We start from the raw sequence: 16,609 nt of genomic DNA on the forward strand, positions 1-16,609 counted from the left end.
CTGGCACCATGTCCGATCACGGGAAATCTTCCCCGTGATCGCCGCAGTTGTCGCACCGACCGATGTACGGGCAGGCCGGATCGTCGTGGTCGTCCCGACTCGCCGGCTGTCCGCACCGGTGTGGGCGACGTGGCGCCGGGACGGCCTGCTACGACTTCGGCTGCGAACCGTCCGCACCGGCTTCGGACGACGGCTCGGCCGTCTGAGCAGGGTCGTCCGCGCTCGGCGTCGGCGCCGCCGTGAATTCCGGGGCTGAACCCGCGGTCGGTGCCTCGCCGCGGCTCGCATGTGGACCGGGCGCAGATTCTCCCTCGCCACCGGGCCGGAAATCTGAGCCCGGCAGGGCACCATGTTTCGGCTGCGCGCCATAGGCCGGCGAGGCTCCGTATGTGGGTTGAGCGCCAAATGTCGGCTGGGCGCCGATATCGGGCTCTGCGGAACCGGCCGGACCACCGGTATGCGGCGGTGCGGCGGGGCCCGGCAGACCCGAAGTCGGGAACGGCGCATGCCCGGGCTGAGCGCCGTGAACGGCGTCGGACCCATGGCCGGGAGCGCCGTGGCCGGAACCGCTGTAACCGGGAGCACCGTAGGCGGGGCCGCTGTAACCGGGAGCCCCGTAGGCGGGGCCACCTGAGGCTGGGCCACCGTAGACGGGAGCGCCATAGGCGGGGCCACCCGAGGCGGGCCCCCCCGAGGCGGGGCCACCGTATGCCGGGCCACCGTAGGCGGGGCCACCTGAGCCTGGGACACCGTAGACGGGAGCGCCATAGGCGGGGCCACCCGAGGCGGGCCCACCTGGGGCGGGGCCACCGTACGCAGGGCCACCCGAAGCCGGGCCACCATAGGCCGGGCCACCCGTGGCCGGGCCACCGTACGCAGGGGATCCAGAGGCGGGGGCGCCGAAAACCGGGCCGTCATAGCCGGGAGGGACATTGGCTCCCGAGGTGCCATAACCCGGCTGGATCGCGCCGGACGTCGGGGCCGGAGCGGGCACCCCGCCATACGCGCCGATTCCCGGCGACGCAGGGCCCCCGGGTGCACCGTATCCGGCCGGTGGGCCGTAGCCGCCTGGGACGTGACCGCCTGGGACGTAACCGCCCTGGCTGCCATAGCCGCTCGGAGGCGCGTAGCCACCCGGTGCGCCATAGCCGCCGGGCGCGGCGTAACCACCGGGCGCGGGATAACCGCTCGGAGCGGCATAGCCGCCGCTAACGGCGTAGCCGGTAGGGGCGGCGTAGGGCGGCGGGCCGTACGGCGGCGCCGACGCACCGAACGGGGCAGCGCCCCAGCCCGCCCCCACCGGCACCGGCGGCGCGAGGCGGACCGGAACGGGCACCACAGGCTCCTCGGGCGCGGGCACGGTACGTGTCACGCCGTCCGGGAACGCGATCCGGTAGCCGTCGCCGTCCCAGAGCGCCTGCGGCGTCTGCGGGTCCCGCCCCACGAACGTCGACCGGTACGCCGTGATCGCCTCCAGCAGGCGTCGTTCCTCGTCGCCGGCATGCTGCACGTCTTCGGGCCGGCGGTCCAGGCCCCGTTGCATCCCGTCGCGCAGAAGCGCGAGCTGTGTGGCCGCGAACTGGAACTCGCGCATCGCTTTGAAACCCGGGACGCCCGCGACGCGGCGGGCCCAGCGGCGCGCCGAATGGCGCCGGCCCAGGCTGCCGAGCGCGCCCACCTCGGGCGGGGAGAGCCAGCCGGCACGCACGTAGTACGGCAGGATCCGCTCGCTGAGCCGGCCCTCCCAGCCGCGCAGCGCGACCGCGATGCCGACCATGGCGAAGAACAGCGGCACCATGAAGCCGATGTAGCCGTACAGCATGATGAGTGGCTGCCCGGTGGCGACCGACAGCGTCGGCAGCAGGTTGAACGTGCCGTGCAGCATCATGGCCAGCAGCAGGCCGGCGATCGGTGCGAGCCAGCGCACCCGCCGGTCCGGCGAACGCGAGGAGATGCCCAGGCCGATGCCGCTCATCGACGTGAACAGCGGGTGGGCGAAGCCGGTGAACACGATCCGGACGATGAAGATGAGGAAGACGTTCTGGATGCCGGTGGCCGGGCCGTACTGGTCGGCGCCGGCCGCGTAGCCGTGGCCGCCCAGGTACAGCACGTTCTCCACCATGGCGAAGCCGATCGCGGAGATGCCACAGTAGACGATGCCGTCGGTGATGCCGGACCACTCGCGGCGGCGCTTCCAGAGCAGCAGGATCGGCCCGAGCGCCTTCATCGACTCCTCGATGAACGGCGCGACGAGCACCGCGACGAGCGCTTCGGGCAGGTGAGCCTGCTCGAAGACCCAGGCCAGCCCGGTGTTGACCGCCAGTGCCACGGCCGTCGCGACGGCGGCACCCCAGGCGAAACAGAAGACGAGATACCGGGTCGGCTCCGGCTCGTACCGGTCCAGCCAGAGGAAGCAGCCCACGAGAATGGGCACCGGCAGGATCGCCGCCACCAGGCCGATGACCAGGCCGGCGATCCCGAAGCTGTAGCCCAGGAAGACCAGCATCGCGATGGCGCAGACGGCGATGAATCCGATGACCGCGGCCAGCGGCAGCCAGCGCCGCCACCCGCGCCGGTGGGGCAGCTCCGGCTGCCGCTCGCCGGGCCCGGTCCAGGTCACTCCGGGTACGAGGATCCCCCCGCCGGGTGCCGCCGGGACGGAAGCCGGCACCGTCCCGAAGCCCGAAGCCGTCGCCGAGGTCACCGGAACCGGCCCGAAGCCCGAAGCCGTCGCCGGGGTCCCGGTCACCGGAACCGGCCCCGGTGCCGCCCCGGGGGCCACGACGGGATCCGGGATCACGACGGGATCGGGCGGCGACCAGCCTGCTGGGGACTGGCCGGCCGCAGAGGGGGCAGGCTGGTCGGGCGACCCGCCCGGTGCTTCGTCGGCCATGCCGCCAGCCTAGCCATGCGGGCTTCGGCGGGCCGCCCCAGCCAGCCCGGGCCGGACGCAGCACCCCGACCCCGGCAACGGTGAGCAGCAGGTCCAGCTCAACCAGCGCCTCGTCGAGGGTGCGGGCCTTGCGCCCGGCGGGCAGGTAGTCGCGGATCACCGCAGCGCAGCCGCCCGCGGCGGGGAGCGGCACGCCGACCCCGCCGACCCCGGCGGACCCCGGCCAATCCGGCCGTGCCGTCGCCGCCTGCTCACCGGTGAACACGGCTCGCCGCCACCCCGGCCGTCACGGCGATCGGGTACGCCCGCGGCGCCCGCCGCGCGAACGCCCGTGCCAGCCCGCCGCACGCCGCACCATGCGCGGCGCCTCCCCGTACTCGACGCCGGTGGCCCGTAACAGGTCGGAGACCGTGGTCCGGACCTGCGCCACGATGACCCCGCCGGAGAATCCGACTCCTTCGCCGTACGCTTTGCCCGACTCGGCCGCCGCCCGCAGCGCCTGTTCGCGGGCGGCCAGTGGTTCGATCCCCTTCGCCCAGTCGTGCTGCAGCAGGTCCACCGCGTCCGCGAGCAGTTCGATCGACGCGGGGAGCACCGCCGGTACGGATTCGCCGTCGTCCAGCGCGGTGAGCACCCGCCGGATGAGCACCCGGATGTTCCGCAGCGCATACGTCACCTGGTTGGCGCCGTCGACGTACTGCGCGAGGGCGCCGCGGGTACGCCACCGGACCGGGGCGAATGCCACGTTCTCCTTGGCCGCGGCGGCCGCTGCCGCGTACCCGGCGAAGGCGGCCTCGGCCCCGCGCAGTTCGTCCAGGACGGCGAGAATCCGGGCCTCGTCACGCTCCGCGAGGGCCTCGGCGACGGTACGCAGCCCGTCCGCGAGTGCCCGCAGCGCGGGCTCGGCGGCGTGCCGGACGATGGTGAGCGGGTTGAGCGGCAGCAGCACGGTCATGACGGTGAGGCCGACCGCGCCGCCGACCAGCGCGTCGATGAACCGGGTCCAGGGCACCCCGGTGGCGGAGGTCAGCGTCGCGACCAGCACGGCCGAGGACGCCGACTGTACGACCATGGACGGCCCACCGCCGAGGGCCGTGGCGACCACGATGGCCAGCATGACGACGAGCGCGATCTGCCACGGGCCGGTGCCGATGAGCAGGATGATCGCGTCGCCGATGCCGATGCCGATCGCGACGCCGAGGACGAGTTCGGCGGCGCGCCGCACGCGTGCCCCGACCGAGGCGGCCAGCGTGATGACCGCGGCGACCGGGGCGAAGAACGGATTGGCGCGGCCGATCACGTCGTGCGCCAGAAACCAGGCGAGTCCCGCCGCGACGCCCGCCTGGACGGCCAGGAAGAAGCCGATCCGGACGCGCGACCAGCTCGCCTGTGCCCTCGTCCGCGAGCTGCCGCGCACCTGCGCGAGCGCCGCCGCCAGCCCCCGCTGCCGCTCGTCGCTGTTCCCGCGCTGCGCGCTCCGGGTCACGTCCCCGACCCTACGGGCCCGCATGCCACGATGTCGGCGTGACGGATCTGGTGCACCGGTGGAGCGCGGCGGCGCGGGGCGCGGGAGCGACCGTGCCCGAGACGGACCTGGACGCGGCGGGCGCGTACCTGCTGGGCCGCTGGTCCGAGCCGCAGCGGCAGTACCACACGGTGACCCACCTGAGTGCCGTGCTCGACGTCATCGACCGGTACGCGGACCTGGCCCCCGCACCGGATCGGGTGCGGGTGGCGGCGTGGCTGCACGACGCGGTCTACGACCCCCGCGCGCTGGGCGACGCGAACGAGCGGGACAGTGCCGAATTCGCCGCCGGTCTGCTCGCCACGCTGGGCGCACCGGCCGGGGTCGCCGACGAGGTGGCGCGGCTGGTCGGGCTGACGGCCGGGCACGCCACCGACTCCGACGACCCGGACGGCGAGCTGCTGTGCGACGCCGACCTGGCGATCCTGGCCGCCGACGACGACCGGTACGCGGCGTACACGGTGGCGATCCGCCGCGAGTACGCGCACGTGCCGGACGACGCGTTCCGGGCCGGACGTACCCAGGTCCTGACGGCCCTGCTGGAGCTGCCCCGCATCTATCGCCTGGCGCCCCTGCACGAGGCGTGGGAATCCCGGGCCCGCGCGAATCTGACCCGCGAGCTCAGCACGCTGACGTGATCACGCCCGCCCGCGGACGGTGTGCTTGGGACGCCGCAGGCCGGCGCCGCGCAGCCGGGCCGCGAGGTCGCGCGGCGCGACCAGGGTCGCGCCCAGCCACAGCGCGGCCGGGAAGCGGGCGGCCGGGATGTCGTAGTGGTCGCGGTCGAACCCGCGCCGCGGCACCCCGAGCATCTCCGCGAACGCGTGCAGTTCCGCGTACGAGACGTCGCTGACCAGGTGGGACCAGAGCCGCCCGCGGGCCGGCCAGCGCGGCTCGTCGACGAGGATCAAAGGTCCACTTCGAGCAGGTCCGCGCCGCCCCGGTCGTTGGCGATGCCACGTACGTCGGGCACCCCGATGCGGGCGGCGTCCGCGGTGAGGTCGTCCGGCATGGTCTGGGACTGGCGTTCCGCCTGCACCCGCGCCAGGTAGTGCTCGACCTCGCGGGCGCGCACGGCCGGGCTCCAGCCCAGCGCCTCGCCCATGATCTCGGCGGCGTGCGCGGCGGACTCGGTGCCGCGGTGCGCCGTTTCGATGGAGATCCGGGTACGCCGGGTCAGCACGTCGTCGAGGTGCAGGGCCCCCTCGGCCAGTGCGGCGTAGGCGATCTCGGCGGACAGGTACTCCGGGGCGCCGTCCAGCGGGCCGGCCAGCCCGGGCTCGGCCGCGATCATGGCGAGCAGATGGGTGGTCAGGGTGCCGTACCGCTCCAGCAGGTGCTCGACCACCCCGGCGGTCACCCCGTGGCGGCGGGCGATGTCGTGCCGGTCACGCCAGGCGGCCGCGTACCCGTCGGCGCCGAGCAGCGGCAGCTGGTCGGTCCGCGAGGACCGCACCGGCTGGCCGAGGCGGCGCGCCGCGCGGTCGATGACGTCCGCGGCCATCACCCGGTACGTGGTGTATTTGCCGCCCGCCACGAGCAGCAGGCCGAGCATCGGCTCGACCACCGCGTGCTCCCGGGACAGCTTCGAGGTCGAATCCGCCTCGCCGGACAGCAGCGGCCGCAGCCCGGCGTAGACCCCCTCGATGTCGTCCGTGGTCAGCGGCCGGTCCAGCACGGTGTTGACCTGGTCGAGCAGGTACCGGATGTCGCGGGCGGAGGCGGCCGGGTGGGCCCGGTCGAGTTCCCAGTCGGTGTCCGTGGTGCCGATGATCCAGTGGCCGCCCCACGGGATGACGAACAGCACGGACGTCGGCGTACGCAGGATGAGCCCGGCCTCGCCCGTGATGGCCGAGCGCGGCACCACCAGGTGCACCCCCTTGGACGCGCGCACCCGCATCCCCGGGCGGACTCCCACGTCGCTGAGCATCTGGGACATGTCGTCGCTCCAGACGCCGGTGGCGGCGACGACCGTACGGGCGCGGATCTCGAATTCGGGGGCGTCGGGCGATTCCAGGTCCCGCACCCGCACCCCGACGACCTCGCGGGCCTGCCGGACGAAACCGGTGACCCGGGCGCTGGTGACCACGGCCGCGCCGAGGCTGGCCGCGGTCCGGGCCAGGTTGACCACGAGACGGGCGTCGTCGACCTGCCCGTCGTAGTACCGGATCGCGCCGGTCACGGCGTCGGCGCGCAGGCTGGGAAACAATCCTCGGGCCCCGTCGCGGGTCAGGTGCCGGTGCAGCGGCATCCCCCGGCCGCTGCCGAACACCCCGGCGAACGCGTCGTACGCGGCCACACCGGCCCCGTAGTACGTCCGGTTCCAGGCGCGGACGGGCGGGTTGGCCGACAGCAGCGGCACCAGGATCGGCACCGGACGCACCAGATGCGGGGCGAGCCGGCTGGTCAGCAGACCGCGCTCGGTCAGCGCCTCGTGCACCAGGTGCAGTTCCAGCTGCTCCAGGTAGCGCAGCCCGCCGTGGATGAGCTTGCTGGACCGGCTGGACGTGCCGGCGGCCAGGTCGCGGGCCTCGACCAGGGCGACGCTGAGCCCGCGGGAGGCGGCGTCCAGGGCTGCGCCTGCGCCGGTGACTCCGCCGCCGACGACGAGGACGTCGAACTGCTCGTTGCGCAGCCGGCGCAGGTCAGCGATGCGGCGGATCGGCGACAGCCGACCGGCCGAGTACCGGGAGACGGAGGGATCACGCACCCGTATGAGGTTAGCGCCCCCGGGTGTCACACCGGCGAGGGAAACGTGGCGCTGTGGCGGCGCGTGCGGGTGGAAATCGGTGCGTAGGGACGCGAAAAGGCGGGCCGCCGGAGCGGCCCGCCTTGACGTGGTGCGTGTGGGGTTGGACTCAGAAGTCCATGTCCCCGCCGCCCGGGGCACCGGCCGGGGCCGGGGTCTTCTCGGGCTTGTCCGCCACGACCGCCTCGGTCGTGAGGAACAGGGCGGCGATCGACGCGGCGTTCTGCAGCGCCGAGCGGGTGACCTTGGCCGGGTCGATGATGCCCGCGGCCAGCAGGTCGACGTACTCGCCGTTGGCGGCGTTCAGGCCGTGACCGGCCTCCAGGTTGCGCACCTTCTCGACCACGACGCCGCCCTCGAGGCCGGCGTTGACCGCGATCTGGCGCAGCGGGGCGTCCAGGGCGACCTTGACGATGTTCGCACCGGTGGCCTCGTCGCCGGACAGGTCCAGCTTGTCGAACGCGGTCTTGCCGGCCTGCACGAGCGCCACGCCACCGCCGGGCACGATGCCCTCCTCGACGGCCGCCTTCGCGTTACGCACGGCGTCCTCGATGCGGTGCTTGCGCTCCTTCAGCTCGACCTCGGTGGCCGCGCCGACCTTGATGACCGCAACACCGCCGGCCAGCTTGGCCAGGCGCTCCTGCAGCTTCTCGCGGTCGTAGTCGGAGTCCGACTTCTCGATCTCGGAGCGGATCTGGTTGACCCGGCCCTGGATCTGCTCGGCGTTGCCGGCACCGTCGACGATGGTGGTCTCGTCCTTGGTGATGACCACCTTGCGGGCCTGGCCCACCAGGCTCAGGTCGGCGGCGTCGAGCTTGAGGCCGACCTCTTCGCTGATGACCGTGCCGCCGGTGAGGATCGCGATGTCCTCCAGCATGGCCTTGCGGCGGTCGCCGAAGCCCGGGGCCTTGACGGCGACGGACTTGAACGTGCCGCGCACCTTGTTGACGACCAGGGTGGCCAGGGCCTCGCCCTCGACGTCCTCGGCGATGATGACCAGCGGCTTGCCCGACTGCATGACCTTCTCGAGGACGGGCAGCAGGTCCTTGACCGCGGAGATCTTGCTGTTGGCGATGAGGATGTACGGGTCGTCGAAGACGGCCTCCATCCGCTCGGCGTCGGTCATGAAGTACGCCGAGATGTAGCCCTTGTCGAAGCGCATACCCTCGGTGAGCTCCAGCTCCAGGCCGAAGGTGTTGCTCTCCTCGACGGTGATGACGCCTTCCTTGCCGACCTTGTCCATGGCCTCGGCGATGATCTCGCCGACCGTGGAGTCACCGGCGGAGATGGAGGCGGTGGAGGCGATCTGCTCCTTGGTCTCCACGTCCTTGGCGATCTGCGACAGCGCCTCGGAGACGCTCGCCACGGCGGCCTCGATGCCCCGCTTCAGGGCCATCGGGTTCGCGCCGGCCGCGACGTTGCGCAGGCCCTCGCGGACCAGCGCCTGGGCGAGGACGGTCGCCGTCGTCGTGCCGTCGCCGGCCACGTCGTCGGTCTTCTTGGCGACCTCCTTGACCAGCTCGGCGCCGATCTTCTCGTAGGAGTCCTCGAGCTCGATCTCCTTGGCGATCGACACACCATCGTTCGTGATGGTGGGCGCGCCCCACTTCTTCTCGAGCACGACGTTGCGGCCCTTGGGGCCGAGCGTCACCTTGACGGCGTCGGCGAGCTGGTTCATGCCCCGCTCGAGGCCGCGACGAGCTTCCTCGTCGAATGCGATGATCTTGGCCATACGGCGTTGTCCTCCTGGACACTCGCGGTGCCGGGCCTTCTCGGCCCCGCTTTCCGCACGTTGAGGATCTCCGGACGTCGCCACCTGGCGATGCGACGTCCGCAGGACGGGCCGGATAGCCCGCGACGACCGGCCTCGTGCCCCGGCACCGATGGCGGCGCCGTGACCGTGACCCCACCGTCCCGACCTGTTGGCACTCGCGTGGCGCGAGTGCCAATGACCTGTTTAGCACTCTGAGGTGGCGAGTGCAAGGACACCCGGCGGTAGCCCACGCCGCTGCGACGAGGTCTTGATCACGTACGGTGAGCAGGCCGCATCGGGCCAGCGAATCATCTCCCCGATCGACGCGCCACGCGGACCGAACGACGGAATCGCGCCGGGCAAGCACTCACCGTGATCAACGCACAGCTCCGTGCGGTCGGAATACCGCATCCGAGTTGCCTGGCCGCCCCGAGACCGGTAGGCAGACACCATGACCGGCACACTCGCCCGGCCCCGCACCCGTACGGTCCACCGGGTCACGCCCGCCGACACCGCCCGGACCCGCGCGCTGCGGCTGGAGATGCTCGCCGACAGCCCGCTCGCGTTCCTGGAGACGCTGGCGCAGGCCGCCGCCCGCCCGCACGACGACTACCGGCGGCGGATCGCCGAGGCGTGCCACGGCCCACGGCTCGCGCAGTTCGTGGCGGATCCGGGCGCCGGCCCGCTGATCGGGCACGCGGGCGGGACGGTGCTGCCGGACGATCCTGGTGCGACCGTGGTGTTCGCCGTCTACGTCACCCCCGCGCACCGCGGGGCCGGGGTGCTCGATGAGCTCATCGAGGCGGTGGCGGACTGGTCCCGGGCCGCCGGGCGCCCGGAACTGATGCTGGAGGTGGTGGTCGGCAACGACCGGGCGCTGCGGGCGTACGAGCGCATCGGGTTCACCGACACCGGCGTCCGCGTGCCCCACCCGGTGATCCCGGCGCTGACCGAGCTGCAGATGCGCCGCCGCGCCTGACGGCCGGCGCGGCCCGTCAGAGCGTCAGCTGCCACTGGACCTGCGCATCCACCGGCCGGAACCCCATCTCGCGGTTGATGGCGAGCATGCGCTCGTTCGCGGACGCGTTGATGGTGTCGATCGCGGCCAGCCCGGGCCGGGCGGCGCGGATGTGGCGCAGGTTCTCCAGCTTCACGATGAGGCCGAGCCGGTGCCCACGGTGCTCGGGGTGAACGATGGTGATCTGCTGCCAGGCGTGCCACGGGGCCTCCTGCGTCCCGGTCAGGGCGCTCCAGGCGACCAGCCGCCCCGATCCGGTGTGCACCGCGCCGGTGTGGAACGCGGTCAGCCCGCGGCCCTGCCGCGCCTCCTCGGTGCCGCGCACCCGGGCACCGTCGACCTGCTCGGCCTCCACGGCCAGGTCGCCGACCGGGGCGTCCTCCAGCAGCCGACCGTCCAGGTACGCGAGATCGTCGAGCAGTTCGTCCGGGGGGATCCCGATCCACTGCACGATCCGGTATCCGTCGGCGTGCCGCCACGCCTGCGCCCGCATCGCGTCGAGTGCCTCCTCGTCGGCATGCGCGACGTCGAACCGGCTGCGGGTCTCGCGCAGCGCCACCGCCGCTCCCATCGCGTCCGCGAAGGCCGGCCCGTCCGGGCTGGGCCCCTCGGTCGTCGCGATGAGGCGCTTACGGCCCAGCGCGCGGGCCCGCGCGACGGTGTGGTCGTACAGCGCCCGGCCGACGCCGCGGCGCCGGTGCTGCGGGTGCACGATCAGGTCGAGGTGCACATTGTCCAAGTTGTCGTATCGGGGCAGATTGATCCCCAGAAATCCGACCGGGACATCGTCGTCCGACGCGAGGTAACGCTCCTGGAGAGCCCCCGGGAACGGGTGGTGGAACGCGGCGAAGAAGACCGCCCGTTCCGCGGGCGGAAGGTCCGGAACGTCCAGCTCCATGGCGGCTCGTACCACGGTGAAGGCCCGCTCGAGGGTGGCCTCGGTGATCGGCTCGATGCGCATCCCGCCAGGATGAGCGCACACACCGTCCGGCGCAGGCGAATTACGCCGAGGCACAGTCGGCAGAGAAGATCTGGCGGCAGAGGAGATTTGGTCGGGAGGACGCGCGCACAGCGCCTCCGGCGCTGGGTCGTTGGGCCCCTAGGAGATTGTCGCCAAGCTCGTAAGGTGGGACCTCGTACGGCGACGCGCCCTCCCGCGTAGAGCATCCTGCCGACCCCGGGATCGGTCCGCAAGCCCTCCCCCGAAGGAAAAACCAGTTGTCGGTCGGATACCCGACGGTGCCGTTCAGCCGAGCAGGCCCGCCTCACGTGCCGCACGCAGCGACGGCTTGATCCGGTGCGTGGGGCCCACCTGGGCGGCGATCGCGTCCAGCGTCTTGAGGCCCTCGCCGGTGTTGAACACGACCGTCTCAGCATCCGGATCGAGCCGGCCACCGGCCACCAGCTTCTGCAGCACCGCGACCGTGACCCCGCCCGCGGTCTCCGCGAAGACCCCGGTCGTACGGGCCAGCAGCCCGATCGCGGCCCGGATCTCGTCGTCGTCGGCGTAGTCCATCCACCCGCCCGTGCGGGTCACCGTCTCGATCGCGTACGCCCCCGCGGCCGGATCACCGATGTTGAGCGACTTGGCGATGCCGGTCGGCTTCACCGGCGTGATGGTGTCCGTACCGTTGTGCAGCGCCGTGGCGATCGGGTTGCATCCCGCGGACTGCGCGCCGAACACCTTCCACCCGCCGGCCGGCGCCTCCACCAGTCCGATCTCGACCAGCTCCGTGAACGCCTTGTCCACCTTGGTCAGCAGCTCGCCACTGGCCATCGGGATGACCACCTGGGCCGGGATGCGCCAGCCGAGCTGCTCCGCCACCTCGTACCCGAGGGTCTTGGAACCCTCCGCGTAGTACGGCCGGACGTTGACGTTGACGAACGCGGTGTCCTCGAACTCCTCCGTCTCGACCAGCTCGCTGCAGAGCCGGTTCACGTCGTCGTACGAGCCGTCGATCGCGACGAGCTGGCCGCCGTACACCGCGGTCGTGACGACCTTGCCCTGCTCCAGGTCGCCCGGGATGAACACGACCGACGGCGCCCCCGCGCGAGCGGCGTGCGCGGCCACGCTGTTGGCCAGGTTGCCGGTGGAGGCGCAGGCGAAGCGCGTGAACCCGAGCCCGCGGGCCGCGCTCAGCGCCACCGACACCACCCGGTCCTTGAACGAGTGGGTCGGGTTGGCCGAGTCGTCCTTCACCCACAGCGGCGCGCGCAGCCCGACCGCGGCGGCCAGCGCGGGCGCGCTGACCAGCGGCGTCAGCCCCGGGTCGAGCGTGACCCGCTGCGCCGGATCCTGCCCGGCGGGCAGCAGCGCGGCGTAGCGCCAGATGTTCTGCGGGCCCGCCTCGATCTGGGCACGGGTCACCCCGGCGAGCGCGGCCGGATCGTACGCAATCTCCAGGGGCCCGAAACACTCGTAACAGGCGTGCTGCGCGGCCAGCGGGAACTCGGCGCCGCAGCCGCGGCAGACGAGGGCGCGAGCGGGGCTCGTCGAGACAGGGGCGTCGACGATCGACGTCATGGGAGGCCGTCCTCTCATCTTTCCCCGGCGCGTCGCGCGGGGGACGGAATTAGCACCTGCCGCACGTCTGGCCTCGTCATCGAGTCGAGTGCGGTGGTTGCCGGGGCGTCATCGGGCCGTTCCCTCAGCCCCTCTGGATGAGGTATGCAGTTGTGCCGCCCAGCTTACGGGGCGTCAGGGTGCTCATCACCCTGTGATCCCGATCTGTGAGCGTCCTCTCGGGGATTAGAGCTTTTTGTCGCACGTCCGTCGTGCTCTTGACCGTCGCTCCCGCCGAGACCGGGACGGGCGCCAGGACGCCCGTCCCTGCCAGGTCCGTGCGACCACGACCACGACGCCGTCCCGTCCGGTCAGCTGGTGACGTCCTTGCGGGTGAAACGCCAGAACGCCAGGCCGATGAAGAGCGTGGCGTAGCAGAGGGCGGCGATTGCGCCCTTGGCCAGGTCTGCCGTCTGCATCGGGGTCGACAGCAGGCCCTGCCAGGCGTCGGCGTAGTGGGTGGGCAGCACGGTGCGCAAATTTCCCAAGGCCGTGATCTGGTCCAGGATGCTGGACAGGATCCACAGCAGCACGGCGCCGCCGACCGCGCCCAATGCTGCGTCCGTGAGCGTGGACAGCAGGAACGCCAGCCCGGCGACGATCAGCATCGTGGTGGCCAGGTACGCCAGGATCGCCAGCAGCCGCAGCACCCCGGCGCCCGGCGGGATCTGGGCGGCGATCGTGCTGCCCAGCGGATGCCAGCCGTAGCGCAGCGTCCCGACCAGCAACGCCGTGCCGAACAGGGTCAGCAGCGCCAGCAGCGAGTACGCCAGCGCGACGAACAGCTTGACGCCCAGCAGCCGGGCCCGGGGCACCGGCACGGCCAGCAGATACCGCAGCGTGCCCCAGCTCGCCTCGCTCGCCACGGTGTCGCCGCAGAACAGCGCCACGACCACGATCAGCAGGAAACCCGCCGACACCGCGATGCTGAACAGCGCGAAATTCAGCCCGCCCGAGGTGGCCAGGTCGACCAGGCTCGCGAACGCCCCGCCGCGGCGGCGCCCGTCGTCGTTGCCGTCCCCGCCGAACTCGAACGCCAGCAGGATGATCAGCGGCAGCACCACCATGAACCCCAGCGCGAGCTGGGTACGCCGCCGCGACGCCTGCCGCCGTACCTCCGCCAGGATCGGCAGGGTCGCCGACGGCCGGTACCCGGTCGCGGCGCTCAGCCCCGTATCCGGCTTGTCGATCACTGCGCTCATCGGTCCCCACTTCCCCGCGAGTTGTCCCCGACCAGCGCGAGGAACGCATCCTCCAGCCGGCGGCGGGGCACCACCCGGTCCACCCCGACCCCGGCCTGGACCAGTGACGCCACCACGTCGGCGCGTGGGGTGCCGTTCATGTCGACGATCAGGCCGGTGTCGCCGTCCGGGGTGACCGAGCGGACGTCCAGCCCCGCCAGGATCAGCGACGCGGCGGGCACGTCCGAGACTTCGAGCAGCACGGACGGCGAGTCCCCGACGATCTCCGAGACCGGCCCGGCCGCCACGATCCGGCCCTTGTTGACCACCACGGCGTGCGTGCACGTCTGCTCCACCTCGGCGAGCAGGTGGCTGGAGACCAGTACGGCCCGCCCGTCGGTCGCGTAGCGCTGCAACACGCGGCGCATCTCGGCGATCTGCGGCGGATCCAGCCCGTCGGTGGGCTCGTCGAGCACCAGCAGCTCGGGCAGGCCCAGCATGGCCTGGGCGATGGCCAACCGCTGCCGCATCCCGTGGCTGTACGTCTTGGTCCTGCGGTGCACGGAGTCACCGAGCCCCGCGATCTCCAGTGCCTCGTCGAAGTGCGCGTCCGCCTCCGGCCGCCCGGTCGCCCGCCAGTACGCGCGCAGGTTCTCGTAGCCGCTGAGGTGAGGCAGGAAGCCCGGGCCTTCGACGAGCGCACCGACGCGGGACAGGATCGGCGCGCCCGGCACGAGCCGGTGCCCGAACACCAGCGCGTCGCCCTCGGTCGGCATCGTCAGCCCCATGAGCACCCGCAACGTGGTCGTCTTGCCCGCACCGTTGGGCCCGAGCAGCCCGACCACCTGGCCCCGTTCGACGGTGAAGTCCACCCGCTCCACGGCCACGAACCCGTCCCCGTATGCCTTGCGCAGGCCGCGCACGACCAGCGGGGTGTCCGCGTACTCGGGGATCGTGGGGATGTTCGTGCGGCGGGCCCGGCGGCCGCGGACGGCCAGGACCGCGACGATGCCCAGCGCGATCGCGGCGACCAGCCCGGCCAGGACGTACCACCAGACGGTGTCCGGGTCGGGGATCGGCGTGCCGGTCACCGTGGGCAGCGTGAGCGGCGAGTCCAGCGCGACCGTGTACGTGGTCGGCTGCGCGGGGGTGAGGAACGCCTGGTCACTGGTGGCGACGACGACCCTGATGGTGTGCCCGGCGTCGATGCGGCGCACGATGGCGGGCAGTGTGACCGTCACCGGCTTCGCGGCCGCGAGGTCGCTGGGCAGGCCGGTGAGCCGGGCCGGGGCGACCAGGCCCCCGCTGAGCGTGGCGGCGCCGGCCGGGTCCACGTCGTAAAGCTTGACGAACAGCACCGCCTCCCCGGTCGGGGACGCGGCCCGCAGCCGGACGGTCGGCGCGCCGACCACGTCGACCGCGGCGGCCACCGGCGGCGACTCGAATGTCGCGTGCTGGCCGGGGATGTCCCCGGCCACCCCGCCGAGCAACGTGCTGAGCTGGCCTCCCCCGCCGGGCAGCGAGGAGATCGCGGCCGGGGTGCCGTTGGGCGGGTTGGCGATCCGCTGCGCCGGGCCGGTCGCCGCGACCTCGATGGTGCGCCCGGTGCCGGCCAGACCCGGGTACGCCGGGGTCGAGTAGCCGTTGGTGACCAGGCCCCGGTCCGTGGCGCTGAACCCGGCCACCCGCGAGTACGTGAAGCTGGTCGCCGGTGCCGCCCCGGCGCCGCGGACGTAGTGGTCGAGCCACTGCGCGGTCAGGAAGCGGGTGCGGTCGGAGTCGGACTGCGGGCCGTCGCCGCCGTCGTGGCCGCCGGTGAACCAGGCCACCCGGACCGGGGTGCCGGTGGCGGCGATGCCGCGCGCGTTGGCGTCCGCCTCGGACAGCGGGAACAGCGTGTCCACCGCGCCCTGGATCAGCAGCGTGGGTGCGGCGATCCGGTCGAGCACCGGGCCGGGGCTGGACCGGCGCAGCAGCGCGAGGGTCGCCTCGTCCGGCGTCCCGGTCGAGGCCAGCCGCAGGTAGGCCGCGCAGACGTCCGCGGCGAACCGCCCGCACGCGGGGTCGGTACCCGCCCCGGAGGACGACGGCCCACGGCCTGGCCGGCCGCCGCCCGCGGACGACGAGCCGCCGCCCGCATCGGGTGGGCCGTCGGCCGCGGAGGCGTCGGCCGCGCCGAGGGCAGACGCGCCCGCGGCGGCGCCGTTGCCGAAGAACAGCCCGGCCCAGCCCTTCTTGAAGACGCCGGCGGCCGCGATGTCCGCCGACTGCGGCAGGAACGCGCGGGCCAGGTCGTTCCAGGTGATCAGCGGCACGATCGCGTCGACCCGCCGATCGGCCGCGGCGAGCAGCAGAGCGAGGGCGCCGCCGTACGAGCCGCCGACCACGCCGACCCGCGGGTCGCCTGGGGCGTCGGTCCGCACCTCGGGACGGGCGGCGAGCCAGTCCAGCAGGCGCTGGGCGTCCTTCACCTCGTAGTCGGGACTGTCCAGGTGGATCTGGCCGCCGCTGCGCCCGAAGCCCTGGGCGGTCCAGGTCAGGACCGCGTACCCGCGTGCGGCGAGGTCCTCGGCGTCGGTGCGGACGCTGTCCTTGCTGCCGCCGAAGCCGTGCGCGAGCAGCACCGCAGGCACCCGTCCGGAACGCTGCGCGGGCAGGTAGAACCGCGCGTCCAGGTCCACCGGCTCGGTGCCGGACGGGCCGGACTGCACGGTGATCCGCAGGTCGCGGCTGGTGTACCCGGGTTGTTTGGGCCAGGCCGCCGCACCGGCCAGGGCAGCGACGAGCACGAGGACGGCCGCGCCGGCCACGAGGCGACGGCGGGTCGGCCGGGGCAGCGCGCGGCGCAGCCGGGACGGGAGTACTGGCATGCGGCAACGCTAGCCGCGCCCGGCTGAGCTGCCGCTGAGAACGCACCCCCAGCGGCA

Annotated in this window: 10 protein-coding genes, 2 pseudogenes and 1 riboswitch; of the genes and pseudogenes, 2 read left to right on the plus strand and 10 right to left on the minus strand. The window is 73.1% G+C overall.

Annotation, left to right across the window (positions count from 1 at the left end; translation table 11 throughout):
- Window positions 1-997 precede the first annotated feature (997 nt).
- From ACMCNK_RS18910 to ACMCNK_RS18920, 3 genes and pseudogenes are all read right to left on the minus strand, one after another.
- Window positions 998-2,893, minus strand: a pseudogene (locus ACMCNK_RS18910) (PrsW family intramembrane metalloprotease); the annotation flags it as partial.
- A 43-nt stretch (window positions 2,894-2,936) separates the two neighbouring features.
- Window positions 2,937-3,053, minus strand: a pseudogene (locus ACMCNK_RS18915) (DNA integrity scanning protein DisA); the annotation flags it as partial.
- Between the two features lie 126 nt (window positions 3,054-3,179).
- Complete coding sequence (locus ACMCNK_RS18920; RefSeq protein ID WP_412737724.1) at window positions 3,180-4,379, minus strand: FUSC family protein; 1,200 nt, start codon at window positions 4,377-4,379, stop codon at window positions 3,180-3,182.
- A 38-nt stretch (window positions 4,380-4,417) separates the two neighbouring features.
- On the opposite strand from ACMCNK_RS18920, the gene ACMCNK_RS18925 reads away from it, so the two are divergent.
- Window positions 4,418-5,056, plus strand: a complete 639-nt coding sequence (locus tag ACMCNK_RS18925) for a metal-dependent phosphohydrolase (protein WP_412737725.1) — start codon at window positions 4,418-4,420, stop codon at window positions 5,054-5,056.
- Here ACMCNK_RS18925 and ACMCNK_RS18930 read toward each other — a convergent pair whose 3' ends face one another.
- The 3 genes from ACMCNK_RS18930 to groL all read right to left on the minus strand — a co-directional run bounded on the left by ACMCNK_RS18930 (window position 5,057) and on the right by groL (window position 8,899).
- Window positions 5,057-5,329 (minus strand): DUF4031 domain-containing protein, encoded by a 273-nt coding sequence (locus ACMCNK_RS18930; RefSeq protein ID WP_412737726.1) that lies wholly within the window; start codon window positions 5,327-5,329, stop codon window positions 5,057-5,059.
- The gene (locus ACMCNK_RS18935) at window positions 5,326-7,128 is read right to left on the minus strand and encodes a glycerol-3-phosphate dehydrogenase/oxidase (RefSeq protein ID WP_412737727.1); all 1,803 of its coding nucleotides are present in this window, start codon (window positions 7,126-7,128) and stop codon (window positions 5,326-5,328) included. The genes ACMCNK_RS18930 and ACMCNK_RS18935 overlap by 4 nt, the downstream gene beginning before the upstream one ends.
- Before the next feature lie 148 nt (window positions 7,129-7,276).
- Window positions 7,277-8,899: a chaperonin GroEL gene (gene groL, locus ACMCNK_RS18940; RefSeq protein WP_412737728.1), complete on the minus strand. Its 1,623-nt coding sequence runs from the start codon at window positions 8,897-8,899 to the stop codon at window positions 7,277-7,279.
- Between the two features lie 472 nt (window positions 8,900-9,371).
- Between groL and ACMCNK_RS18945 the strand changes: the two genes are divergently transcribed.
- Entirely contained in the window at window positions 9,372-9,899 is a 528-nt protein-coding gene (locus tag ACMCNK_RS18945) for a GNAT family N-acetyltransferase (RefSeq protein WP_412737729.1), read from the plus strand.
- A gap of 16 nt (window positions 9,900-9,915) precedes the next feature.
- Here ACMCNK_RS18945 and ACMCNK_RS18950 read toward each other — a convergent pair whose 3' ends face one another.
- From ACMCNK_RS18950 to ACMCNK_RS18965, 4 genes are all read right to left on the minus strand, one after another.
- Window positions 9,916-10,899 carry an N-acetyltransferase family protein gene (locus ACMCNK_RS18950; RefSeq protein ID WP_412737730.1) on the minus strand — a complete coding sequence of 328 codons (984 nt, stop codon included), beginning with the start codon at window positions 10,897-10,899 and terminating at the stop codon, window positions 9,916-9,918.
- Between the two features lie 285 nt (window positions 10,900-11,184).
- Entirely contained in the window at window positions 11,185-12,462 is a 1,278-nt protein-coding gene (gene thrC / locus ACMCNK_RS18955) for a threonine synthase (RefSeq protein WP_412737731.1), read from the minus strand.
- 11 nt (window positions 12,463-12,473) lie between these two features.
- A riboswitch (SAM riboswitch) is annotated at window positions 12,474-12,606 on the minus strand.
- Between the two features lie 206 nt (window positions 12,607-12,812).
- Window positions 12,813-13,703 (minus strand): ABC transporter permease, encoded by an 891-nt coding sequence (locus tag ACMCNK_RS18960; RefSeq protein ID WP_412737732.1) that lies wholly within the window; start codon window positions 13,701-13,703, stop codon window positions 12,813-12,815.
- Window positions 13,700-16,552, minus strand: coding sequence for an alpha/beta fold hydrolase (locus ACMCNK_RS18965; RefSeq protein ID WP_412737733.1), 2,853 nt, complete (start codon window positions 16,550-16,552; stop codon window positions 13,700-13,702). The genes ACMCNK_RS18960 and ACMCNK_RS18965 overlap by 4 nt, the downstream gene beginning before the upstream one ends.
- Window positions 16,553-16,609: the final 57 nt, after the last annotated feature.

The organism is Krasilnikovia sp. MM14-A1259, assembly GCF_047159535.1.
Taxonomy (GTDB): domain Bacteria; phylum Actinomycetota; class Actinomycetes; order Mycobacteriales; family Micromonosporaceae; genus Actinoplanes.

Excerpts from the sequence above, each read along its gene's own strand:
- groL (WP_412737728.1), bottom strand. The coding sequence starts at position 8,899 with ATGGCCAAGATCATCGCATTCGACGAGGAAGCTCGTCGCGGCCTCGAG.
- ACMCNK_RS18945 (WP_412737729.1), top strand. The coding sequence starts at position 9,372 with ATGACCGGCACACTCGCCCGGCCCCGCACCCGTACGGTCCACCGGGTC.
- ACMCNK_RS18950 (WP_412737730.1), bottom strand. The coding sequence starts at position 10,899 with ATGCGCATCGAGCCGATCACCGAGGCCACCCTCGAGCGGGCCTTCACC.
- thrC (WP_412737731.1), bottom strand. The coding sequence starts at position 12,462 with ATGACGTCGATCGTCGACGCCCCTGTCTCGACGAGCCCCGCTCGCGCC.
- ACMCNK_RS18960 (WP_412737732.1), bottom strand. The coding sequence starts at position 13,703 with ATGAGCGCAGTGATCGACAAGCCGGATACGGGGCTGAGCGCCGCGACC.
- ACMCNK_RS18965 (WP_412737733.1), bottom strand. The coding sequence starts at position 16,552 with ATGCCAGTACTCCCGTCCCGGCTGCGCCGCGCGCTGCCCCGGCCGACC.